Origin of the sequence: Streptomyces sp. 13-12-16 (genome assembly GCF_002114215.1) — a bacterium.
GTDB lineage: Bacteria > Actinomycetota > Actinomycetes > Streptomycetales > Streptomycetaceae > Streptomyces.
On sequence record NZ_NCTE01000329.1, the window covers coordinates 1 to 1,705 of the forward strand.

Annotated in this window: 2 protein-coding genes; both read left to right on the plus strand. The window is 76.2% G+C overall.

What is annotated here, in order from left to right; all coding sequences use genetic code 11:
* Window positions 1-59 precede the first annotated feature (59 nt).
* Window positions 60-872, plus strand: a complete 813-nt coding sequence (locus B7767_RS13885; protein ID WP_085572459.1) for a hypothetical protein — start codon at window positions 60-62, stop codon at window positions 870-872.
* On the plus strand, window positions 869-1,705 hold an 837-nt coding region (locus B7767_RS13890), incomplete at its 3' end, for a S8 family serine peptidase (RefSeq protein ID WP_085572458.1). The genes B7767_RS13885 and B7767_RS13890, both read left to right, overlap by 4 nt.

The window sequence follows — 1,705 nt, forward strand, 5'->3', positions numbered from 1 at the left end:
CGCTCTCCTGGAGTGCTCCCACGGCGCCGGGCGGTACGCCCGCAGCGGGGCGGCCCGTGGTGTCGTTCGGGGAGCCCGAGGGGTACGACGAGGGCGCGCGGCCCCGGCCGCTCGGGCGGCGGGGGCGGTCGCAGGCCGTCGCGGCCGCCGTCTGTCTCGTCCTCGGGACGGGACTCATCGGCGGCGCCGTCACCGGAAGCTGGCTCGCCGGGGACTCCGACAGGCCGGGCGCCCGGAACGGCTTCGCCGCCGCCCAGGACATGTGGCACAACGTCCCGGTCGACCAGCTCTTCCCGCCCACCCTCCAGGGCGAGGGCGCGGGCCCCGGCGGCGCCGACCGGACCTGGACCCGTATCGCCGTGGCCCCCGACAGCGGCTGCGAGGGCGCCTTCGACGCCCTCCTGCGCAAGGTCCTCGCCCCCGTCGGCTGCGAGCGCCTGCTGCGCGCCACCTACACCGACGCCACCCGGAGCCATGTCACCACCGTCGGCCTGCTGTTCACCAAGGCCGACGCCGCCGCCATGACCTCCCTCGCCCGCCGCTTCGACAGGGAACGCCTGGACCGCCGTACCGACCTCATGCCCCTGCCGTACGCCGCGAAGGGCACCGCCGCCGCCGGGTTCGGCGCCGAACAGCGCGCCACCTGGACGGTCTCCGTCCTCACGGACGCCCCCGCCGTCGTCTACGCCGTCTCCGGCTGGGCCGACGGCCGCACCGTCGACGCCCCGCAGCCCGCCGAGGACGCCATGGAGTCCGGAGCCACCACCGCCCCCGCCCAGGCAGGGCTCGGCCACGAGGCCCAGGGCCTCGCCGACCGCGTCGAACGCGGCCTGCGCAAGAAGGCCGGCACCGTCACGGAGCAGCCGTCATGAGGCCCGTCACCGGCCGGCGCCCCGCCGCGGCGGCACTCGGCGGCCTCCTCGCCACCGCCCTCGTACTCGTCCCCGCCACCGCCGCGCACGCCGACGGCATCCGCGCCCGGCAGTGGTCCCTGGAGGCCATGCACACCGAGGAGGTGTGGCGGACCACGAAGGGCGCGGGCGTCACCGTCGCCGTCCTGGACACCGGCGTCGAGGCCGACCACCCCGACCTCGACGGCAACGTCCTCCCCGGCAAGGACCTCGTCGGCTTCGGCGCGCAGGAGGGCGACCGCGCCTGGGCCCGCCACGGCACCGCCATGGCCGGCATCATCGCCGGCCACGGACACGGCCCCGGCAACGCCGACGGCGTCATGGGCATCGCGCCCGAGGCGAAGATCCTCCCCGTCCGCGTGATCCTGGAGGACGGCGACGACGCCCGCGCCAAGGCCCGCAAGACCCGCGGCAACGCCCTCGCCGAGGGCATCCGCTGGGCCGCCGACAACGGCGCCGACGTCATCAACCTCTCCCTCGGCGACGACTCCGCCTCCGCGCACCCCGAACCCGGTGAGGACCAGGCCATCCAGTACGCCCTGCGCAAGGGCGTGACCGTCGTCGCCTCCGCCGGTAACGGCGGCGAGAAGGGCGACCACGTCTCCTACCCGGCCGCCTACCCGGGCGTCATCACCGCCACCGCCGTCGACCGCTACGGCACCCGCGCCCCGTTCTCCACCCGCCGCTGGTACGCCACGGTCAGCGCCCCCGGCGTCGACGTGATCATCGCCGACCCCGACCACAAGTACTACGAGGGCTGGGGCACCAGCGCCGCCGCCGCGTTCGTCTCCGGT